The organism is Halomonas denitrificans (assembly GCF_003056305.1).
GTDB classification, from domain to species: Bacteria; Pseudomonadota; Gammaproteobacteria; order Pseudomonadales; family Halomonadaceae; genus Halomonas; species Halomonas denitrificans.
The window spans coordinates 171,913-191,470 of sequence record NZ_PYVX01000002.1; the positions used below are offsets into that span (position 1 = coordinate 171,913).

Consider the following 19,558-nt stretch of genomic DNA (forward strand, 5'->3'; position numbering starts at 1 on the left):
CTTACTTATGTTCTTGTTGTGGCTCTGCCGCGGCCCGTGCCACACGCAGCCAGGACGAGCTTCCCTTCAGGCTGTGATCCACGGGCAGTTGCACCACATGGATCTGTCCGCCGCCTTTCATTTTCTGACTGCCATCCCAGGCGTCGACCCAGACACAGCGCATGTCGGGCTTGACTTCGCAATTTCCATTCTGCTGCACGCCGCCACAAGGGCCGTTGCGCAACGTCTTGGGGCAGTTCATCGGGCAAGACATCCCGGTGGAACTGAGGATGCACTGTCCACACATCTTGCAATCGAACAGCAGTCCCTTGCTGAACTTCTCCACCATGCCTACCGGCTTTTCCGCGCGCTGGTAGCCAACCGTCTTCCAGATCGGCTGCAGCCTGACGATCACCGGCTCGAACATTAGGTAGATACGCTCGAACACTCTCGCGTGCCGCACGGCCCATCGACGAATGGGGTACATATCCCTCTCCTTTCACGGTGCCACGACGGTGGAGAACGTTGTCGAGTCCTGAATCCGTGAGTTGCTTGTGAACTGCTTGCCCTCGACGATGATCCTTTCCTTGCCCGGGTGATGCCGTTTGATTCGGGCGGGATCTCGAGAGTCAGTCAGTCTTTCTGGGCCGCTCACGGATGCAGGTGTGTTTCAATGCCGCCTTGTTCCTGGGATGCCATTCAAGACGCGATGGCTTTCTGCTTCTTGGGATCGAAGAACGGCTTTTCGACAACGGTGGCCGTCACGGATCCGGAGTCGGTGGGAATCTCCAGTGTCGTGCCGAGCTCTGACAGTTCCGTGGCCACCATGGCCAAGGCGATGTTCTGCTCGAGACGAGGGGAGTAGACCGCCGACGTCACTTTCCCGACGGTCTGGCCATCTTTCATCAGCGACCAGAACCGGGTGTTGGGCTTCTTGAGCGGGGGCATGTCGATGATCAGGCCAACTTCCTTGCGGCTCACGCCATTGTCCCGGATGCGCTGCAGTGCGGCCTTGCCGATGAAATCGGCTTCCATGTCCGGATTGACCAGGCGGTCCAGCCCCAGTTCGTAAGGGTTGGTATTGATGTCCGCGTCAGCGTGATAGGAGAGCATCCCGCCTTCGATACGGCGAATCGTGGAGGTATGACCGGGCTTCAGGCCAAAGGACTCGCCTGCCGCCATGATCTTTTCCCAGAGTTCATCACCCCGCGTGCCGTCTTGGAGGTAAAGCTCATAGCCCAGCTCGCTCGACCAGCCGGTGCGCGAGACGATCAGCGGAATGCCGTCGAGGTCCAGTTCGCGCAGCCAGTAGTAGCGAAGATCCATGATGCTCTCACCGAAGAGCTTCTTCATCACTTCGCCGGACTTCGGGCCCTGAAGTTGCAGCGGGGACACATCGGGTTCGCCAATGGTGACGTCCAGCCCGGCATGCACCGCAACACCCTGTGCCCACAGCAGGATGTCGCTATCGGCCAGCGAGATCCAGAAGTGATTCTCTGCCAGACGCAGCAGGATCGGATCGTTGAGAATGCCACCGTCCTGGTTGGTGATCAGGATGTACTTGCACTGTCCGACCGCCATTTCCGACAGGTCACGCGGAGTCAGGCTCTGCATGAACTTCGCGGCATCCGGACCGGTGATTTCGACCTGACGCTCGGCGGCGACATCGCAAAGGATTGCGTCATTCACGAGATTCCAGAAGTTCTGGACGGGATCTCCGAAGTCACGCGGGATATACATGTGGTTGTATACCGAAAACCCTTTTGCGCCCCACCGGACGGTGGCGTCGAAGTAGGGAGACTTCCGGATCTGAGTCCCGAATCCAAAATCATCTTCTTTTTCAATGCTGACGGCGGTAACGTTTGTCATTTTTATCGACCTTCGATGTTATGCAATTGAACGGGGAGCGTTCACTCACTGGCTCGGCACGCTCAATATAGTCGCGCCTGGCATTACAAGGCGGCCTAAAGCAGCGGTGGAAGCAGCCAAAATGGTCCAACTTTTCACGGGATCCGGACCTTTTGGTTCTTCGCCGCCTGCCGCGGGGCTCGAGGCCTCGACCCCGGTCCGCAGGAGGGGAAACCTGCGTCTCGGCAGCGAGCCGGGGGATCACGTGCGGGGGAATGCCAGCCGCTTATCGCCTTCAGTCAGGTCGGATTCGGCCGACTCGCAGCCGCCTCTGCGGGTGAATCCAGGGCTTTATGCTGAGGAAGCGCCAGACATCAGCCTGAATGACTGATGGGATCGGCGATGAGGGTGGGTACCGCCGCCCGGGAGCGGGCGGGTTTATCCGGCGGCAGTGTTGATAGCGAGGGTTACGCGTGTCACTTTGAAGTGCCGGTGGCGCTCCGCCATGTTGCGAGTATTGGCCATGCTACGACTCCCGTCGCTGATCGCTCTGTCCTATTTCGAGGTCGCTGCACGCACCAAGAGTTTCGCTGCGGCGGCCAAGGAGCTGAACGTCACACCGGCGGCGATCAGTCATCAGATCAAGGCACTCGAGGAGTATCTGGGCGTCAAGCTGTTCATCCGTCACCACCGGCGCGTCAGCCTGACCCCGGCCGCACGTGCGGCCCTGCCGGAGCTGCACGAGGGATTCCAGACCCTGGCCAGCGCGGTGGACAAGATTCGCGCCTACGGCGAGGAGCGCCTGACCGTCACCGTGTGCTCCGAGCCGCTGTTCGCCACCAAGTGGATCGTGCCGCGGCTGCACCGCTTTTACGCCATCTGCCCGGACGCCGAGGTGCGCCTGCAGGCCAGCCTGCATACGGTGGACCGATCCCGTGACAGCGTCTTCGGCGCGACCGAGCTCAAGCGCTCCGGCATAGACGTGTCCGTTCGCCTCGGCTACGGCAACTACGCGGAGATCACGCCGCAACGGCTGATGGGGCTCGAACTGGTGCCCATGTGCGCCCCCGAAGTGGCCACCACCGTGACCGGGATCGACACCCTGCGCCAACACCCGTTGCTGTGCGACAGCACCCTGACCCGCTTCGAGGAGCCGTGCGGCTGGAAAGAGTGGTTCAAGCAGCAGGCATGTGAGGTCGGTGCCTTCCGGGAACTGCGGTTTGGCAACGGCCTGCTGGCGCAGGAGGCCGCCGTGGCCGGTCAGGGCATTCTGCTGGGCAGCCGGGATCTGCACCAGGCGGAGTTGAATGCCGGAAAGCTCGAGGTGGTGTGTGACAGACCGCTGAACTGCGAGCAAGCGTACTACGTGGTCAGCACGGGTAACGACCAGGAGCGCTCGATCGCCGGAAAGTTTCGTGAATGGCTGCTGGAGGAGGCGAACAAGCCGGCTTGAGCACGAGCGTGACGTGATCGTCGCCACGGTGGCACAGGCCCCAGGCCAGGAACGCCTCGACCGGTGGGATCGATCACGAGCCAGCAGCACGGCAGTACCGGCGTGGCAGCGCTTCGCCATCGGCAAGTGCCGGATTCCCCACCCCTCGGCATCCCCGTGCACAAGGCGCAACGACGCCGGGGACGCTATGCTCCCTTTCCTTCCCCCTCCGAGGCCGCGCCACGCCGACCCCGTTGATCCCCCGTCGCACTTAACGCGCTGATCTGCCCGCTGAAACCGCCCCTCGAGGTGTCCCACGCGGAGCGTTTGCATGGCCGAGTCGCGGCCGGTCTACAACCAAAGTATAGGGTGTTGGGTTATCATAAATTGATAACCATTTTTTGTATCACAAGATTCCGCGCGTATCGTTTATCAAATTATGAGGTGAGAGCCATGGGTCCTTCCGATCGCATGTTGGCGCTGCTGTGCTGCCTGGCCAACCAGGGCGCGCCGCTGACGGTAAAGACACTGGCCGAGCTGACCAGTCAGCCGGTCTCGACCGCCTATCGCCACCTGCGCCAGCTGCTGGCGTGGGGCATGGTCAGCGAGCGGGAGGGCGGCACCTACGCCCCCGGTCCCCAGGCGGTGCGCCTGCAGCAGGGCTTCGAGCAGCGCAACGACCTGCTGCAGTGGGCGCGGCCGGTGCTCACGGAGCTGACCGACATCACCCAGGAGAGCTCGGCGCTGCTGATGGCGGTGCGCGATCACGCCCTCTGCGTGGAGATGATCGACAGCCCCCAGCCGCTGCGCTGCTGCTACCACCGCGGCCAGGTGCAGCCGCTGCTCCGGGGCGCCAGCGCCCGGGCGCTGCTCGCCTTCATGGGCGAGGAGGAGCGCGAGATGGCGCTGACGCTGCGCTCCGAGGCCGAGCGCGACGAGGCCCTGGCGGGGCTCGAGGCGATCCGCGCCGAGGGTGTGGCGGTCAGCCTCGGCGAGATCGACCAGGGCGTCTGGGGCGCGAGCGCCCCGGTCTTCAACGGCCGCGGGCGGCTCAAGGCCGTGATCAGCGTCATGGCGCCGGAGGCCCGCACCCGGCAGCGTACCGCCTGGCTTTCCGAACAGACACGCAACAGTGCACAGCGATTGGGAGAACTCCTCGAGTGATGCAGCAGAATGACAACGAGGCGCGGATCGACCCCTGGCAGGGCCGCGTGGACAGCGAAGAGAGCGGCAACTCGCGCCGCTGGCACCAGGTGGTGCGTCCGGTGGCCGAGGCCGAGCGGCCGGGGCGCGCGCTGGTCGGCTTCTGCTCCGATGCCGGCGTGGCGCGCAACAAGGGCCGCGTGGGCGCCAGCGAAGGCCCCCTGGCGCTGCGCCGCCAGCTGGCCAACCTGGCCTACCACCTCGAGGCGCCGCTCTATGATGCCGGCGACGTGGTCTGCGAGGGCGACGCCCTGGAAGCGGCCCAGCAGGCCTTCGCCGCGCGGGTGACCGGCCTGCTCGACCAGGGCCACCGGGTGATCGGCCTGGGCGGCGGCCACGAGATCGCCTTCGCCAGCTTCTCCGGGCTACTCGCCCACGCCCGCGGCCTGGCCGACCGGCCGCGCATCGGCATCCTCAACCTCGACGCGCACCTCGACCTGCGCCACGCCGAGCGAGCCAGCTCCGGCACGCCGTTTCGCCAGTGCGCCGAGCTCTGCGAGCAGGAAGGCATCGAGTTCCGCTACACCTGCCTCGGCGTCAGCCAGACCGGCAACACCTCGGCGCTGTTCGAGCGTGCCGAGTCGCTCGGCGTCGAGTGGGTGCTGGACGACGCCTGTCGCTCCATCGCGAGCCCCGAGGTCAAGGGCGCGCTGGACCGCCTGCTGGCCCGGGTCGACGTGGTCTACCTGACGATCTGCCTCGACACCCTGCCCGCCTGGATTGCCCCCGGCGTCAGCGCGCCGGCCGCCCGTGGCATCGAGCTCGCCTTCGTCGAAGACGTCATCGACTACCTGGCGGCGCGCACCGAACTGCCGATGGTCGACGTCGCCGAACTCAATCCGCGCCTGGACACCGAGTCGCGCACCGCGCGTGTCGCGGCGCGCCTGGTGGAGCGGCTCGCCCGCTGAGCCCCTTTCATGATCCAAACCGCTCCCTAGCGGCAACAACCACCTGGACCGCCACCTGGCGGCAGTAAGAACGGAGCATCGCCATGCACTTCTCCCTGGATGCCGTGACCACCACGGCACTGGCCCTGCTATTGCTCGCGCTCGGGGCCGGCCTCAAGCGCCGGCTCAAGTGGCTGGAACACTTCTGCGTCCCCACGCCGGTGGTCGGCGGCTTCGGCTTCGCCCTGCTGGCCTGGCTGCTGCGCGACCTGGGCCTCGTCACCTTCGAGCTCGATACCGCGATGCAGAGCCCGCTGATGATCGCCTTCTTCACCACCGTGGGCCTCGGCGGCAGCCTGGCGCTGCTCAAGAAGGGCGGCAAGGCGCTGGGCGTCTACCTGGTGGCCTGCTGGCTGCTGGCGCTGATGCAGAACGGTGTGGGCATCGGCATGGCGAGCCTCTTGGGCCTCGACCCGCTGATCGGCCTGATGGCCGGTGCAACCTCGCTGGAGGGCGGCTTCGGCGCCGCGGCGGCCTTCGGCCCCGAGGCGGAAGCCCTGGGCGTGCAGGGCGCCACCACCGCAGCCATCGCCTCGGCCACCTTCGGCATGATCATCGGCGGCGTGATCGGCGCGCCCATCGCCCGCTGGATCATCGATCGTCGCCAGATCCCGGTGGTCGCCGAGGACGTGCATGATCTCGAGAAGCTCACCGCCGAGGAGCACCCGACCGTGGCCAGCATCGACGGCCCGGTGCTGCTGCGGGTGCTGGCTATCGTCGTGCCGATCATGGTGCTCGGCCTGTGGTTCAAGGCGAGTCTGGCGACCCATCTCGGCATCATCCTGCCGAGCTACGTGGGCGCGATGTTCGTGGCTATCCTGCTGCGCAACCTCAACGACCGCTTCGAGTGGATCAGCATGCCCGACAACGCGCTCTCGAGCGTCGGCGACGTGGCGCTGGGCATCTTCCTGACCATGGCCATGATGAACCTCAAGATCTGGCAGCTGCAGGAGATGGGCGGCTCGCTGCTGACGATCCTGCTGGTGTAGACCCTGGCCATCGTGGTGCTCGGCGTGTTCGTGCTGTTCCGCCTGCTCGGCCGCAACTACGACGCCGCCGTGCTCACCGCCGGCTTCATCGGCCATGGCCTGGGTGCCACGCCGAACGCCGTCGCCAACATGAGCGCCGTGTGCGAGCACTACCGCGTGATCTCCCACAAGGCCTTCATCATCGTGCCGCTGTGTGGCGCCGTGCTGATCGACATCGTGGCCATCCCGGCCATCACCTGGTGCCTCAACGCCTTCGCCTGAGGGATACCGGAATGATGTCTCGGTGATCGCCGAGGCATCCCGACGGGGGCTTCTCGACTGAGCCTTCTCGACGCCAGCCTGGTCCTGCCAGGCTGGCGTCTTGCCTTTTCTGGACCCGACTCGATGTCACCGCGGTGTTTCGTCTTTCTTTACTCCCGCCGTCGACAAGCTCGCCGGCGCGATTACGCTTGTTATAGGGCCCTCGTGCCGGCGTGTCGTGCTGCACTGACGGCGCTTGGCGCGAGGCTCACGCAGGGCATGCTTCCAGCGTTGAGTGGCGTCAGCGTCGAGTTTGAACAAGCCGCTGGAGAGGTCAGGTTGACGACGGAGGCAGACCGTCATCGGGGGATAAATGGGGCCGAGCTATCCAGGGCACTGGGGAGCTAACCGAGTGGAGGATGAGGCAATGAACGCAGCAGACCACCTGAGCGCCTATGCCGAAGGCTGGACCCACGGCGATGCCGACAGGATCCTGAAGGCCACCGCGGAGGATTTCACCTTCGATGACCCGAACGTCGGCGTCATCACCAGAGACGCGTTTTCGGACTACCTCGCCGAGCTGAAGGAGGCCATCGCCTCGCAGGGCGCGGGCCAGGTGCCGGACCCCCTGATGGCGCTGACCGAGGTGCTCACCCAGGAGGCTGACGGTCGTCTCACCGCCTCGTGCTGGTGGGCGGTGCCGGGTACGGCACTGAAGGGCGCCGGGCTGATCAAGGCGGACGCCGACGGCGTGCACTCCGAGGTGATCACCTATCACGCGAAGCCCGGCGGCTGAGGGTCACCCCCGTAGGGTCAGACGAACAATCGGCCCGGACCGGGAGGTCCGAGCCGACGTGGCAGCCATCGACGAGGCCGGTGGTCGATCACTTGAAGCGAGAACGCGCCCGCTCGATCGCCTCGCTCAGCGATTCCCAGGCGCGCTCCGCGCCGGCGCGGATATCGTCCCAGGCCTCGTCGCCGGAGTGGCGAAGCTCCTCAAGCTTCTTGCGCATCTCCTCGCGGCGGGCCTCGAGCCGGTCGATCTCCTCCTCCCGGTCGATGCGCGCATCCGCCTCGGCGCTTCGGGCGCGGGCCTTCAGCTTCTCTACCTCGGCCTGCAGCTCATCCATCTTGGCGCGCAGCTTCTGCTCGTAGGCGTCTCGATTGCTCATAGGTGCTCCTTCCGATGTGAGGGCGGGTCCCCCTGAGGATAGCCCGCTCTCGGAGTGTCACCCCATGAACTGCGTGCGACGTCGTGGCATATCAAGGGCAGCGGAAACGGGGTCAGCGTTAGAGCGCGAAAACGGGTCTACCCTCGCACTGGGCAGTCAGGTGAAGGTGATCGGAGTGTCCTAGACTCATGGATATGGCGGGGCCGCCGGCGAGCGTGGCCATTTTCCGGTACTGCTCGCCCGCAGCGCCTACGGGCGTGCGGCCGCCTCCTCGGTGGAGCGATCCAGGGACGGCGGTGTTCTTGTGAACGACGCAGGCGGATTTCCTGCCCTTTCCAAGGGAGGTCACCATGACTTTCCGACCCGACCCGACATTCCACGCCACGGCGCAACTGGCCATGCAGGCGCCCGTGGAGAACTATGGCTTCACCGTGATGCTCAGCCCGGACGGCGCGCAACCGGACGCGCTCGCCGTGGTCGATCTGAATCCGAACTCCGACCGCTATGGCAGCATCGTGCACACCCTGGCCATGCCCTACACGGGAGACGAGTTCCATCATTTCGGCTGGAACGCCTGTTCCTCGTCGCTGTCGCCAATGTCCGGTCATGCCTTCCTCGAGCGCCGCTACCTGATCGTGCCGGGGATCCGGTCCTCGCGCATCTACGTGATCGACGTGAAAGACCCGCTTGCCGCCCGGATCCACAAGATCATCGAGCCCGAAGAGGTTTTCGAGAAGACCGGTTATTCGCGCCCCCACACCGTTCATTGCGGGCCCGAGGGCATCTATGTCTCGACACTCGGTGGCGGCGGTGCGGACGGCACGAACGGCCCGCCCGGCATCTTCATCATGGATTGCGAAACCTTCGATATTCTCGGCCGTTACGAGATGGACCGGGGCAAGCAGGACAAGCATTACGATTTCTGGTGGAATCTGCCGCAGGACTACATGGTCAGCTCCGAATGGGGGCTGCCGCCGCAGTTCGAGAATGGCATCGTCGCCGAGGATCTGCTGGCGAACCGGTACGGCCATTCGATCCACTTCTGGGATCTGCGCCGGCGCAAGAACATCCAGACGATAGATTTCGGCGAGAACTACCAGATGGCGCTGGAGATCCGGCCCGCCCACGACCCGAAGAAATCCTACGGGTTTTGCGGCGTTGTCGTGGACACCACGAACCTGCAAGGCGCGATCTTCACCTGGTGGCGCGGTGACGATGGCACCTGGCAGTCCAAGAAGACCATCACCATCGATCCACGCCCCGAGGCGGCGGAAAACCTGCCGCCGCTGCTGCAGGGATTCGAGGCGGTGCCACCGCTGGTCACCGACATCGATCTCAGTCTCGACGACAAGTACCTGTACGTGGCCTGTTGGGGCCTGGGCGAGATGCACCAGTATGACGTGTCGGACCCCATGAACCCGGTCCTGACCGGAAAGGTGGAACTGGGCGGCATCGCCCGTGGCACGCCCCATCCCGGCGGCGGGGCCTTCGCCTTTGGCCCACAGATGGTCGAGATCAGCCGCGACGGCAAACGGGTCTACTGGACCAACTCGCTCTATTCCTCATGGGACAACCAGTTCTATCCCGGGCAGGAGGGCGGCCAGATGGTCATGGCCCGTGTCGGTGACAATGGCGGTCTGACGCTCGATCCCGATTTCTACGTCGATTTCCCCAAGGGCTATCGCGCCCACCAGGTCCGGCTAGAGGGCGGCGATTGCTCGACCGACAGTTTCTGCTATCCCAACCTCTGAATGGGGCTCGACGCGGGTACGGTGACGGCCCTTTGGGGGGCCGTCCTGCTTTCCGGTGCCTATCACGGCGTCAATCCCGGTATGGGGTGGCCGCTTGCCGTATCGTCCGGCTTGATGGACGGGCGGGGCCAGGCCATGGTCAAGGCGCTCGGGGCGCTGGCGGCCGGCCACCTTCTGGCGATGCTGGCGATCCTGCTGCCCTTCTCCATGATGACCGTACTGCTCGACTGGCAGACCGAAATTCGCGTCGCTGCCGCAGCACTGGTGATCGCCGCAGGCGCCTACCTGCTGATCAATCGCCGGCACCCGAGGGTTCTTGCTCGGGTGCATCCCTCGCGTCTGGTGCTCTGGTCGTTTCTCGCCGCGATGGCGCACGGTGCCGGCTTGATGCTGCTGCCGATCTACCTGGGCATTTCCGGAACGGAGCCGGGCGAGGCCGGCCACGCGGCCGCGCGTGAACTGATGGGGCGCAACATCGGCTCGGCGTTCCTCGTGGCGCTGGCGCATACCGCCGCCATGATGGTGGCCGGCGGCGTGCTCGCCGTGGGGACCTATTACTATCTCGGGCTCAGGTTTCTGAAGCGCACATGGTTCAACCTCGATCTGGTCTGGGCGTTGAGCCTGATCCTCGTCGGTCTCTCGGGGCTGTATCTGGCCATCAATGGGCACTGACGCAGGCGCGGATACGATCTCGGGCCCGCTTTTTCCGGTTGTGGTGCAGGGCCTGTGGGGATAGCCCGCCCTTGGTGTGTCACCCACCTCATGACCTGCTTGCGACGCCTCGGCGTATCCAGGGCGGCGGTGGCTTATCCCCTGGCGGCGCGCCCGTCCTGGACCGATGATGTTACGCTGCCGGGAGACGAGACACCGCCACAGGGAGCGCGCATGGACGATACCTCAGAGCCCCGCATCACCCTGCATCCTCACGCCCATCGGGTGCGCGTCGTCATCGACGGCACCCAGCTCGCCGACACCACCCGCGCCATCGAGCTGCGCGAGACCGGCTATCCGCCGCGCCAGTACCTGCCCCGGGACGATGTGCGCATGGAGCTGCTGACGCCCTCCGAGACCGTGACCCACTGCCCGTTCAAGGGCGATGCCGGCTACTACTCCTTCGGTGAGCACGAGGACGTGGCGTGGAGCTACGAGAGTCCGCTCGCGAGCATCAAGGAGATCGAGGGAAGGGTCGTGTTCTACCAGGGCGTCGACGAATGAGCGCGTCGCCTGCGAACGGCCGGCATCACGCGTCTCGTCTCGTCCTCATCGAGGGAGATGGCCATGCCGCCTCGCGTCGCCGATGAGCTGGTCACGATGATGGCCGACGACCAGCGCCTCCTTAAGCAGCTGTTCGATGCCGGAGAACTCCCCTCCACGTCCTATCACCCCCGCATGAAGGCCCTGCATGAGCGCAACGTCTCGCGCCTGAAGGCGATCATCGGTCGCCACGGCTGGCCCGGCCTTTCGCTCGTCGGGGAGGAGGCGGCCAAGGCGGCCTGGCTGATCGCCCAGCACGCCGTCTCCGACCCCGAGTTCATGGCGGAATGCCTCGGCCATCTGGAGGCCGCCGTCGCCCGGGGAGAGGCCCCGGGGTGGCAGCTGGCCTTCCTGCAGGATCGGGTGCGCACGCTATCCGGCCAGTCCCAGGTCTACGGCACCCAGTTCGACGTCGATGACGGCGGCTGGCCGACGCCGTGTCCCATCGAAGCGCCGGCGACGGTCAATGAACGTCGGGCCGCGCTGGGGATGAACTCCCTCGAGGAGCGGCTGGCGCAGATGACCGAGCGGGAGCGCCGGCGCCGCGAGAGGGCCCGGCAGGCCTAGGCCACGGCGGCGCGCTCGGCTTCCCCGTTGCGCCGCGATCAGTTCTGCATGGGCACGCCATCCGCCCACCGGAAGCCGATGCCGCCACCTTTCCAGACGCCTTCACCAAGGGGGTTGGGCCCCTGGATATCGACGTGCTGTGGCAGGCCGAAGCCGGGGGCGAGGTCCTGCACGCCGCGCACGGTGCTGCGGTGCATGATGCGCAGGCCCTGCTCCTCGGCGGGCAGGTGCGCCTCGGGGGCGGCGCGGTGCGCCACGGCGAGGTTGTCGATGAAGACGCAGTCGTTCTCCCGGTACTCGAAGGCGATGGCGTAGCCGTCTTTCAGCCCCGCATTCAGGAGGTCGTTGTACTCGTGGCAGAGCTGTTTCAGCTCGTCCTCGTGCAGCAGCCGGAAGGCCTCTTCATCAGGGAGCTTCTCGATCACCGCGCCGGTCATGCCGAGGTGCAGCCAGACGCACTTGCGCCCGGTGACGGGATGCGTGTGCACCACGGGATGCACCACGCCCGAGGCGGAGTTCACCGAGGCGAGCCGGCTCCAATACTCCTTTCGCTCCTCGGGGAGGGCGTCGAAGGCCGCGCCCTGGTGGGCGAAGTAGGTGCCGCCGCCTTTCTCGGCCGGACGGATGATGTGATAGCCCGAGTGAGAGAAGGTGTCCGCGTTGAAGCTGCCGTCGTTGTGCCACTGCGGCCCCACGTCGGGGATGCCGTGACGGCGATCGTTCGAGAGGCGAAAGATGTGCGGATTGCCGTCCGGAGTGGCGGGGTGGATGCCGTGGGTGCTGTGCAGCTCGCGCCCGCCCCACCAGCAGCTCGCCCGCAGGAAGTCCTCGGCGGCCAAGGGCGTGTCGTTCTTGAAGACGAGAAAGCCGCGGCTCGCCATCTCGCGCTCCAGGGCGTCGCGCACCTCCGCCGGCGGCGCCTCCTGGGCGGCGAGGTCGATGCCCCGCACCTCGGCGCCCAGCGGCTCGAGCGGCGTGATGGTGGCGCCGAAGGCCTCGAGGGTGGCGACGCGGGCGGGGTCCAGGGGCGGAATCGTCGAGGGGCGGGTGGTCATGGTAGCCTCCCGTGGCTGGTGGCAGTGGCCGAGCGCTATGCGCGGCTCATGCTGACAGACACCTCTCCATCTGCCAAACGCGCGCCCGGCGTCGACCGGGCGCGGGCGTCACGACGCAGCGGCGGGCCGAGCCTCCGCCGGCGCGGGCCCCGGCGAGAAGCGGTAGCCGAGCAGGCGCATGGCGTTGAGCGTCACCAGCACCGTGGCGCCGGTATCCGCCATCACCGCGATCCACATGCCGGTGATGCCGAGCGCCGTGGTGACCAGGAAGACCGCCTTCAGGCCCAGCGCCAGGGCGACGTTGGTCTTGATGTTGCGCAGCGTGGCCCGAGAGAGGTCGATCAGCTCGGCGATGCCGCTCACGCGGTCCTTGAGCAGCGCCGCATCCGCCGTCTCCAGCGCCACGTCGGTGCCGCCGCCCATGGCGATGCCTACCTCGGCGGTCGCCAGCGCCGGGGCGTCGTTGATGCCGTCGCCCACCTTGCCGACCGGCCCCTCGCCGGCGGCCTGCCACTCCCGCACGCGGTGGGCCTTGTCCCCGGGCATCAGCTCGCCGTGGGCCTCGATGCCCAGCTGCTCGCCGATGGCGGTGGCGGTGCGGGCGTTGTCGCCGCTGAGCATCACCGCCCGCACGCCGAGGCGCGACAGCGCCGCCAGGCCGTGGCGCGCATCCTCGCGGGGCTCGTCGCGCACGGCGATCAGCCCCAGCGCCCGCTGGCCCTCGACCAGCACCGCGAGGCTCTTGCCGGCCTGCTCCAGCTCGGCAATCCGCGTGTTGAGTTCGTCGCCGAGCGCGACCTGCTCGGCCAGGTGGCGCGGGGTGATCAGCGAGAGTTCGCGCGCCTCGACCCAGCCGGCGATGCCGCGCCCGGCCAGGGCGCGGCCGTCGCTCGCCCGCGGCACCGAGAGCCCTTGGCGCTCGGCGTGGGCCAGGATCGCCGCGGCGATGGGATGGCTGGAGTCGCGCTCCAGGGCCGCGGCGAGCCGCAGGATCTCGCCCTCGTCGTGCCCGGCGTCCAGGGCCTCCACGTCGGTGACGCGCGGGCGGCCTTCCGTCAGCGTGCCGGTCTTGTCCAGCGCCACCAGCTTGAGCTTGCCGAGCTGCTCCAGCACCGCGCCGCCCTTGATCAGCAGGCCGCGCCGGGCGCCGGCCGAGAGCCCGGCGGCGATCGCCGCCGGCGTCGAGATCACCAGCGCGCAGGGGCAGGCGATCAGCAGCAGCGCCAGGGCGCGATAGATCGCTTCCGACCACGCCATGCCCGCGACCAGCGGCGGCGCCACCGCCATCAGCAGGGCGAGCCCGATCACCGTCGGCATGTAGTAGCGCGCGAAGCGGTCGATGAAGCGGGCGACCGGCGCCTTGGCGGCCTGGGCCTCCTCGACCAGGCGGATGACCCGAGCGATGGTGTTGTCCTCGGCGCGCCGCGTCACCTCCACCTCCAGGACGGCCTCCAGGTTCACGGTGCCGGCGAAGACATCGTCGCCGGGCTCCCGCGCGCGGGGCACCGACTCGCCGTTGATCGGCGACTCGTCGAGCTCGGAGGCCCCGGCGAGGATGCGCCCGTCGCAGGGCACCCGATCGCCCGGGCGGATCAGCACCCGCTGGCCGGGCGCGAGGGTGGCGGCCGGCACCTCGCGGGTATCGTCGCCGTCCAGCAGGCGCGCCGTCGAGGGCGTGAGGTCCGCCAGCGCCGAGATGCTGCGCCGTGCCCGGGAGGCGGCCACGCCCTCCAGGAGCTCGCCCACGGCGAACAGGAAAACCACCACCGCGGCCTCGGCGGCGGCGTCGATGGCCAGCGCCCCCAGCGCGGCGATGCTCATCAGCATCTCGATGGTGAAGGGGTTGCGCTGCTTCAGCGCGCCCCAGGCGCCCTGCACGATGGGCACCAGCCCCACCGCGGTGGCGGCGACGAAGGGCCACTGGCCGAGCACCGGCCAGGCGAGGCGCAGCGCGAAGGCCACCGCCAGCAGGCCGCCGGTGACCATCACCAGCCGCCCCTTGGCGGTGCGCCACCAGGGCGCCGGGGCCTCCGGCGCGGCCGCCTCCTCCTCGCTGACGACGCGATAGCCGAGCTCCTGGATCGTCCGCTCGATCTCGGCGTGGGAGGGCGTCGAGTGTGCAGGCGAGTGCGCAGGAAAGTGCAGCTTGACCGACCCGGTGACCGAGCTGGCCGAGACCTCCGCGATGCCCTCCAGGCGACCCAGCGCCGACTCGACCTTGCGCTCGCAGCCGCCGCAGTCCATGCCCTCGACGCGCAGCGTCAGGGTCGCGGCGGTGGACGTGGATGCCGATGCTGACATGGCGGGGCTCCTCTGCGTGGGGTAACGTCTTAAGCCTAAACCCTGTAGCAACTACAGGTTCAAGTGGCGGTCTGACGTGACAGTTCCGAGTAAAAAAACATCCCCTGTAGCGAGGAGCCCCCATGTCGGAGAATTCCCCCACCATCGGCATCGGCGCGCTGGCCCGGCGGGCCGGCTGCCAGCCGGAAACCGTGCGCTACTACGAGCAGATCGGGCTGCTGCAGGCGGCCTCGCGGACCGAGGGCGGGCAGCGCCGCTACGGGGAGGAGGCCGTGCGGCGGCTGACCTTCATCCGCCACGCCCGGGACTTCGGCTTCTCGGTGGAGGCGGTGCGCGAGCTGCTGGCGATGTCGGACCGGCCCGACATGTGCTGCGACGAGGTCGACGCCCTCGCCAAGCATCACCTGGAGGAGGTGGAGTCGCGACTGCAGCGGCTTGCCGCGCTGCGCGACGAGCTGCAGCGGATGATCGGCCAGTGTGCCGGCGGCAAGGTGGAGAGCTGCCGCATCATCGAGGTGCTCAGCGACCACCGGCTGTGCGACAGCGACACCGCCCACGGCGGCGCCCACGACCTGGGCGAGCCGCCTGCGGCGCGGCGCAGCTGAGGGTGCCACCCGGGCGCCATGGCGTTCAGCTCGGCGGCCGTCGCGCTCCGTCTTCGCTGTCGTCCGGGCTGCCCTCCGCGGGATGGGGGCGGCACAGCCCACCCGGCACGCGCATGACCCAGTCGCGGATCGCCCGAATGGTCGGGTCATCGCGGCGGCTCTCCGGATAGACCAGGTAGAAGGGCTTGCCCTCCAGCACGGGCCCGAAGGGCTGCACCAGCCGTCCCTCCGCCAGCTCATCGGCGATCAGCGGCCGGCTCATCAGGGCCACGCCCTGGCCGCCGAGGGCGGCGTAGATGGCGTGGGTCTCGTCGGAGAACACCAGCCCGGCGTTCACGTCCAGCCCCGGCACCGCGGCGCGCTTCTGCCAGCCGGCCCAGTCCAGGGGCGTCACCGAGGCGCCCTGGGGGCGGAAGTGGATCAGCGGATGCTCGGGCAGCTGGGCCGGGTCGGTCAGGTTGAGCCCTGGGCTGCAGGTCGGGACGAAGGCGTTGTCGAACAGCTTCTCCGCCACCAGCCCCGGCCAGTGGCCGTCGCCATAGCGAATCGCCAGGTCGGCGGTCACACCGTCCAGCGCCACCGGCTCGTGGGCGGCATGAATGCGCAGGTCGATGTGCGGGTGCGCCTCCGTCAGCAGGCACACCCAGGGCAGCAGCCAGCGCACGGCCACCGCCGGCGTGGTGGAGAGCGTGGCCGCCTGGCGCGCGGGCGGCGCCTTCAACCGCGCCACGGTCTCGCCGATGCTGTCGAACGCCGTCTCCAGGGTCTGGAAGAGCTCCTGCCCCTTCGCGGTCAGCACCAGCTGCCGGGGCCGGCGCACGAAGAGTTCCACCTGCAGGGCATCCTCCAGCCCGCGGATGTGATGGCTGATGGCCGTGGCCGTGACGGACAGCTCATCGGCCGCCTGCTTGGCGCTCTGGTGGCGGGCGGCGGCCTCGAAGGCCCGCAGGGCCGCCAGCGAGGGTAGTCGGCGAGGGTTCATGGATGAGTTCAACTCAGCTGTATCGGCAAGTATTCATCGTTTGTCGCCCATCATGGCGGGGCATAGGCTCGAATCATCCCTCAACGATGAGTGAGTTCAGCTCACAAGACAAGGAGCCCGACATGACCCACCTCCTGCAACTGGACGCCAGCGCCCGCCCCGGCCTCGCCGGCATCGACGAGCACGGCTCCCTCAGCCGTCGCCTGACCCACCGCTTCGTCACCGGCTGGCAGGCCCGCCAGCCGGAGGCCACCGTGACCCATCGCGATGTGGGCGCCACCCCGCCTGCCTTCATCGACCAGCGCTGGATCCAGGCCGCCTTCACGCCGCCCGAGCGCCACGCGCCCTGGATGGCGGGGGTGCTGGCCGAGAGCGATCGGCTGATCGACGAGCTGAGGGCCGCCGACGTCGTGGTGATCGGCGCGCCGCTTTACAACTTCGGCATGCCGGCGGCGCTGAAGGCCTGGGTGGACCAGGTCGTGCGCATGGGGCGCACGGTGGACTACGACCCCAGCCGGCCCGAAGATCCCTTCATCCCCCTGCTGGACGACCGGCCGCGCCACGCCATCATCCTGTCGTCACGGGGCGGCGCCGGCTTCGAGCCCGGTGGCGCGCTGGCGCATATGAATCACCTGGAGCCGGGGCTTGCCACGGCGCTGGTCTTCATCGGCATCACCCGGATCCATCGCGTGGCCATCGAGCACCAGGAGGAGGGCGGGGAGCGGCTGGCCGCCTCCCTCGCGGCGGCCGAGCGCCGGGTGGAAGAACTGATCGTTCGGTTGCAGGCGCCCTCGCCGGCGAGCCCCCAGCCGGCGCTCACGGCCTGAGGGCAAGAGAGCCGGGCTCACTGATAGCGGTGCTGCCAGCCCTTCACCGCGATCTGCTCCTTGAGCAGCTCCAGCATGTCGACCAGCACCTGCTCGGTGATCCGTTCGGTCTCGGGGTCGGTGCGCAGCCAGGCATCGAAGCCGCTCTCGGCCAGGTGCTCCACCAGGGCGGAGAACTCCGCCGACTTGAGGCCCGCCAGGGCCTCGTCGACCAGGCGACAGGCGAGGTCGGATAGCGAGGCCTCGAGCCCCCGGGTCAGCTGGCCGCCCAGCGGCAGGCGCCCGAGCCTCTTGAGCTCCGGGCTTTCGGCCAGGGTGCGTCCGACCAGCCCGCGCACGTAGCGCAGGGTGTCGTCGCGGTTGTGGGCATAGGCGTCGCCCGCCATGGCCTCCAGCCGCTGGCCGATCTCGTGGATCAGCGCCTGCTTGCGGGGCCGCACCACCCGCTCCATCAGCGGGGCGGAGAGCCCGTCGCTCTGGCGGATCTCCTGCTGCACGTTGTCGAGCATGCGGATGGCGATGCGGTCGGTGAGCTCCTCCATCAGGATGTCGTAGTACTTGGCGACCACGCCGTAGAGGTACCAGCGGCGCACGTCGATCAGCCCCATGCGCTGCAGGCGGTGCAGCAGCGAGACGACGCGCAGGATGCGCAGCAGCCGAAAGCCGCCCAGCGGGATGCAGCCGAGCACGTCGTACCAGTGCACGAAGGGGTAGAAGAACCAGCGATGGTAGTGGCGCTCGGCGATGGCCACCGCCCAGCCCAGCAGCACGTCGAACAGGAAAATCGATACGAACGCCAGGTCGATGGTGAGGAAGCGGGCATGGATGTGCTGCTCGTAGGCGGCGTGCAGGCCTGGAGCCACGGCCTCGAAGGCGGCGTTCAGCGGCGGCAGCAGGTAGAGGCTGTCGAACAGCAGCAGTGCCAGGTTGGCGATCACCAGCACGATGATGAGCAGGTCCCAGACCAGGTGGACCCGCTCCAGGGCGGGGGAGGTCGTGCGGGTGGCGGGCATGATGGCTCCTCGAGCTGACGGGATGTCCCTTTCCAGCCTAGGAGGTTCTGCCCGAGGTGTGTCGGTGCATGCCGGGTGGCGGCTGAGGGCGCCTGGCGTTCACGCTTCCTCCCTCATATGACGCGATCGCGCCCGCACCGGCCGGCGGCCGGAGCCAGGCCCAGCAACCCACCTGGCTAACCCGCTGCACCGGCTTGGGGCTCGGTCACCGCCTCCTGCTCCCTGGCCTGCCTGGCGTGGCGGATCAGCCAGAGACTCAGCGCCGAAACGCCAGCGAGGACGACGAAGACCGTGGTGTAGTGGCCGAGCAGGCCGTGCAGCACGGTGACCGTGGGCAGGCCGAGCAGCACGCCGCCGTAGGTGAAGACCAGGCAGCCGCCGGCGGCATCGGCAATGCGGCGGGGCGGCGCCAGATGGGTGATCTCGGCCAGGTAGACGCCGTTCCAGCCCAGCGAGGAGAGGCTCAGCAGGCCCAGCAGCCCCGCGACCAGCCACTTGGGCCAGGCCGGGGTCATGCCGGCCACCAGCAGGGCCCCCACGGCGGTGGTGCAGGCGATGATGGCGAGCGCCGTCAGGCGGTCACCCAGCCGGTCGCCGATCCAGCCCCAGCCGATGCGCCCCGCCACGCCGCTGACCTGCACCCCGGACATGACCAGCCCCGCCTCCACCAGGCCGAACTCCAGATCCTCCACCAGCAGCGCCACGGTGAAGGCCGAGACCGAGAGCTGGATCGCCGAGAAGCAGAGGCTGAGCAGCGCCACGTAGCGCAGCGACCGCTGCCGCCAGACCACGGCGAGTCCGGAGAAGGGCGACGCCAGCCAGGACGTGCGCGGGTCGCGCTGGTCATCCCAGCGCGCCCGGGGCCATTGCAGCGCGGCGATGCCGAGCAGGGCGATGGCGCTGAGCAGGAGCAGCCCGGCCTGCCAGCCCACCGCCAGGGCCAGCACGGGCGCGCTGGCGCCGGCGATCACCCCGCCCAGGGGTACCCCCGACTGCTTCAACGAGAAGATCAGGCCGCGCCGCTCGGGCGGGGTGAAGCGCACCAATAGCAGCGAGGCGGAGGGGTTGGTCATCCCGTAGCCCAGGCCGGCGACCAGCGAGGCGATGGCGAAGGTCGGCAAGGCGGGGATCGTCAGCAGGGCGGCGCCGCCGCCCAGCAGGGCCAGGGAGAGCTGGCTGGTGCGGCAGGGCCCGAGGCGGCGGGTCAGCGGGCCTCCCACCAGCGAGGTGAGCATGGCGCCGGCGAAGATCAGACTGACCTGCAGGCCCACCGTGGCCGAGGAGACGCCGAGCGCCCCGGCCAGCTCCGGGGCGATGGCGGCGGGGAACAGTGCCACCAGCGAGGAGAAGGCCAGGACCAGGGTGGTGGAGAGCAGGACGATGATCGGCACGA

At 68.0% G+C, this 19,558-nt stretch carries 18 protein-coding genes and 1 pseudogene; 11 read left to right on the plus strand and 8 right to left on the minus strand.

The features are described from left to right. Position 1 precedes the first annotated feature (1 nt). Positions 2-466, minus strand: a complete 465-nt coding sequence (locus tag C9F13_RS06955) for a methylenetetrahydrofolate reductase C-terminal domain-containing protein (protein ID WP_108445523.1) — start codon at positions 464-466, stop codon at positions 2-4. A 212-nt stretch (positions 467-678) separates the two neighbouring features. Beyond that, a complete protein-coding gene (locus C9F13_RS06960) occupies positions 679-1,848 on the minus strand; it encodes a glycine cleavage T C-terminal barrel domain-containing protein (protein ID WP_211310922.1) in 1,170 nt (389 codons plus the stop codon). A gap of 502 nt (positions 1,849-2,350) precedes the next feature. Between C9F13_RS06960 and C9F13_RS06965 the strand changes: the two genes are divergently transcribed. The 5 genes and pseudogenes from C9F13_RS06965 (at position 2,351) to C9F13_RS06985 (ending at position 7,434) form a co-directional block, all read left to right on the plus strand. Then, a complete protein-coding gene (locus C9F13_RS06965; RefSeq protein ID WP_108445524.1) occupies positions 2,351-3,280 on the plus strand; it encodes a LysR family transcriptional regulator in 930 nt (309 codons plus the stop codon). 432 nt (positions 3,281-3,712) lie between these two features. Then, the gene (locus C9F13_RS06970) at positions 3,713-4,423 is read left to right on the plus strand and encodes an IclR family transcriptional regulator (RefSeq protein WP_108445525.1); all 711 of its coding nucleotides are present in this window, start codon (positions 3,713-3,715) and stop codon (positions 4,421-4,423) included. Beyond that, the gene (hutG, locus tag C9F13_RS06975) at positions 4,423-5,370 is read left to right on the plus strand and encodes a formimidoylglutamase (RefSeq protein ID WP_108445526.1); all 948 of its coding nucleotides are present in this window, start codon (positions 4,423-4,425) and stop codon (positions 5,368-5,370) included. Before C9F13_RS06970 ends, hutG begins: the two co-directional genes overlap by 1 nt. Before the next feature lie 83 nt (positions 5,371-5,453). After that, a pseudogene (gene gltS / locus C9F13_RS06980) lies at positions 5,454-6,659 on the plus strand (sodium/glutamate symporter). Positions 6,660-7,065: 406 nt separating this feature from the next. Further along, positions 7,066-7,434, plus strand: a complete 369-nt coding sequence (locus C9F13_RS06985) for a nuclear transport factor 2 family protein (protein ID WP_108445527.1) — start codon at positions 7,066-7,068, stop codon at positions 7,432-7,434. 88 nt (positions 7,435-7,522) lie between these two features. Here the strand turns inward: C9F13_RS06985 and C9F13_RS06990 are convergent, their stop codons facing one another. Continuing rightward, a complete protein-coding gene (locus C9F13_RS06990) occupies positions 7,523-7,810 on the minus strand; it encodes a sll1863 family stress response protein (RefSeq protein ID WP_108445528.1) in 288 nt (95 codons plus the stop codon). 350 nt (positions 7,811-8,160) lie between these two features. On the opposite strand from C9F13_RS06990, the gene C9F13_RS06995 reads away from it, so the two are divergent. From C9F13_RS06995 to C9F13_RS07010, 4 genes are all read left to right on the plus strand, one after another. Continuing rightward, complete coding sequence (locus tag C9F13_RS06995; protein WP_108445529.1) at positions 8,161-9,561, plus strand: selenium-binding protein SBP56-related protein; 1,401 nt, start codon at positions 8,161-8,163, stop codon at positions 9,559-9,561. Continuing rightward, positions 9,562-10,233, plus strand: a complete 672-nt coding sequence (locus C9F13_RS07000; RefSeq protein ID WP_108445530.1) for a hypothetical protein — start codon at positions 9,562-9,564, stop codon at positions 10,231-10,233. Positions 10,234-10,446: 213 nt separating this feature from the next. Beyond that, positions 10,447-10,776, plus strand: a complete 330-nt coding sequence (locus C9F13_RS07005; protein ID WP_108445531.1) for a DUF427 domain-containing protein — start codon at positions 10,447-10,449, stop codon at positions 10,774-10,776. A 63-nt stretch (positions 10,777-10,839) separates the two neighbouring features. Then, positions 10,840-11,382: a DUF6624 domain-containing protein gene (locus tag C9F13_RS07010; RefSeq protein WP_108445532.1), complete on the plus strand. Its 543-nt coding sequence runs from the start codon at positions 10,840-10,842 to the stop codon at positions 11,380-11,382. Between the two features lie 38 nt (positions 11,383-11,420). On the opposite strand, the gene C9F13_RS07015 is transcribed toward C9F13_RS07010, so the two are convergent. Continuing rightward, on the minus strand, positions 11,421-12,437 hold the full coding sequence (locus C9F13_RS07015) for a TauD/TfdA dioxygenase family protein (RefSeq protein WP_108445533.1): 1,017 nt from the start codon (positions 12,435-12,437) through the stop codon (positions 11,421-11,423). Between the two features lie 108 nt (positions 12,438-12,545). After that, complete coding sequence (locus C9F13_RS07020; RefSeq protein WP_108445534.1) at positions 12,546-14,738, minus strand: heavy metal translocating P-type ATPase; 2,193 nt, start codon at positions 14,736-14,738, stop codon at positions 12,546-12,548. 122 nt (positions 14,739-14,860) lie between these two features. Here C9F13_RS07020 and C9F13_RS07025 point away from each other — a divergent pair, with 122 nt between their 5' ends. Next, complete coding sequence (locus C9F13_RS07025) at positions 14,861-15,343, plus strand: MerR family transcriptional regulator (RefSeq protein WP_108445535.1); 483 nt, start codon at positions 14,861-14,863, stop codon at positions 15,341-15,343. A 25-nt stretch (positions 15,344-15,368) separates the two neighbouring features. Here C9F13_RS07025 and C9F13_RS07030 read toward each other — a convergent pair whose 3' ends face one another. Next, positions 15,369-16,325, minus strand: a complete 957-nt coding sequence (locus C9F13_RS07030; RefSeq protein ID WP_108445536.1) for a LysR substrate-binding domain-containing protein — start codon at positions 16,323-16,325, stop codon at positions 15,369-15,371. A gap of 122 nt (positions 16,326-16,447) precedes the next feature. Between C9F13_RS07030 and C9F13_RS07035 the strand changes: the two genes are divergently transcribed. Further along, on the plus strand, positions 16,448-17,152 hold the full coding sequence (locus C9F13_RS07035; RefSeq protein ID WP_108445537.1) for an FMN-dependent NADH-azoreductase: 705 nt from the start codon (positions 16,448-16,450) through the stop codon (positions 17,150-17,152). 17 nt (positions 17,153-17,169) lie between these two features. Here the strand turns inward: C9F13_RS07035 and C9F13_RS07040 are convergent, their stop codons facing one another. Continuing rightward, positions 17,170-18,165: an ion transporter gene (locus tag C9F13_RS07040; protein ID WP_108445538.1), complete on the minus strand. Its 996-nt coding sequence runs from the start codon at positions 18,163-18,165 to the stop codon at positions 17,170-17,172. Between the two features lie 176 nt (positions 18,166-18,341). Further along, positions 18,342-19,556 (minus strand): MFS transporter, encoded by a 1,215-nt coding sequence (locus tag C9F13_RS07045; protein ID WP_108445539.1) that lies wholly within the window; start codon positions 19,554-19,556, stop codon positions 18,342-18,344. Positions 19,557-19,558: the final 2 nt, after the last annotated feature.